General features: G+C 37.9%; 1 protein-coding gene. It reads left to right on the top strand.

Annotated elements, in window-relative coordinates:
- Positions 1-521: 521 nt before the first annotated feature.
- The coding region (locus DS2_RS19285; protein WP_035016722.1) for a transposase at positions 522-1,579 on the top strand (1,058 nt) is incomplete at its 3' end.

Below are 1,579 nucleotides of genomic sequence, written 5' to 3'. Positions count from 1 at the left end.
GACCCAATGGGTCGATATTAAATTGTTATGTGCCTAGAGAAAAATGAAACGTATTTGCCCAATTTGCCAAAATAAGTCTATTTCCATATTGCCGCTGATATTTTTGGCTGCGCGGTGCAAAGTTTGTAATTCGAAAATAGCTATAAATCAGTTTTATAGCTTTTTGTTTTATATATTATTTACACCTGCTTTGATTTTTGGTGCGTTCTACTTTCATGAGTATATGAGCTATTATTTGGTGTTATTTTTAATGTTTATCTATTTAGTGTGTTTTGTTGGGTTCGAAGTAGTTGGGCCATTAGTAATACGAGAACGTGGCAATTAAATACACGGCACATAACAAAGCAATTATGAAGGGACGCAAAAAAGCTTGGCTGCGTCACTTCGTTCCTATTATAGCCAAGCTTTTTTTGCGCCCCATATTGCGGCGTTGAGACTGTAGAAAAACCTTTGAAAACAGCTTTATCCGCGGATCCGTTTGTGATCTAATAGGTAAATCAAATCTTCAACGGAGATTGATTTTGCCTAAGTTTATTCCTGCCAATTACAACCAAACTAGTATGGTTGTAATTAATTACGAAGACCAACTGCAAGCTGGCACATTTGAACATGCAATACATTATTTAATTGAGCATAAACTCGATTTAAGCGTGTTCTATCCAAACTATAAAAATGACCACAATGGCCGACCAGCATACGACCCAGCGGTGCTACTAAAAATCATTTTATTTGCTTATTCAAAAGGCATTACCTCAAGCCGAGAAATACAATGGTGCTGCGAAACCAATATCATTTTTAAAGCATTGAGCTGCGACAGCGCGCCGCACTATACAACAATAGCAGCCTTTGTGTCAGGCCATCAAAATGAGATAGAAAACCTGTTTGAACAAATATTACTGATATGCCATCAACAAGGTTTATTAGGCAACGAACTGTTTGCAATTGATGGCTGCAAAATGTCATCAAACGCGGCGAAAGAATGGTCTGGTACCTTTAAAGAACTAGAACAAAAACGCGATAAAATAAAGCGTCAGATGCGTCATTATCTAAACAAACACGAGAATGCAGACCAAGATGAACAAGCTGCAGATGATGCTCAGCAAAAACGCCATACGCAAATGATAGACACACTAAATAAAGCACACGATAAAATAGATAAATTTTTAAATACAAATGAGCCAAGACAAGGCCGCAGAAATAAAGAAGTAAAAAGCAACATCACCGACAACGAATCGGCCAAAATGACCACAAGCAAAGGCACAATACAAGGCTACAACGGACTGGCGACAGTTGATAAGAAACACCAAATCATCGTAGATGCACAAGCGTTTGGTGAAGGACAAGAGCATCATAGTTTGCAACCAATCTTAAATACAGTGCAAGCAAGATTTAAGCGATTGAATATCAGCGATAACATATATCAAACAGGTACAATCGTTACGGCAGATACAGGTTTTGCGAATGAAGCCAACATGAAATATCTGCATGAGAATCAAATAAACGGATACATACCAGACAACCAATTCAGAAGTCGAGACCCGAAGTTTAGCGAACAAAAAACAAAATATGGAAAACGCCA

Origin of the sequence: Catenovulum agarivorans DS-2, assembly GCF_000568405.1 — a bacterium.
GTDB lineage: Bacteria > Pseudomonadota > Gammaproteobacteria > Enterobacterales > Alteromonadaceae > Catenovulum > Catenovulum agarivorans_A.
Note: the sequence above shows the minus strand (reverse complement) of the source record. Positions and strands in the feature narration are given on the sequence as shown.